Source organism: Peribacillus sp. SIMBA_075, assembly GCF_046534585.1.
On the sequence record NZ_JAWRYN010001638.1, the window covers coordinates 1 to 234 of the forward strand.

Below are 234 nucleotides of genomic sequence, written 5' to 3' on the forward strand. Positions count from 1 at the left end.
GCTTCACTTATGGAGTACATCAGATCAATGGGAATATATTATTACCCACTTCCTGATGGCAGCTAACTTCTTCATTGTTTATATTTCAACCCATCTATTAAAAAAGGTTATCCTTAAAAATAAAGAGTTAACTGAACGGGTAAGAGTGCTTGAGCAATACATTGGAGAATCAAAATTATTAACAAGACAAGAATTCGAAAGACGACAAGCATTATTAACAACTGCAATGAATCG

General features: G+C 33.3%; 1 pseudogene. It reads left to right on the forward strand.

What is annotated here, in order from left to right:
* A pseudogene (locus tag SB775_RS33985) lies at window positions 1-234 on the forward strand (dGTP triphosphohydrolase); the annotation flags it as partial.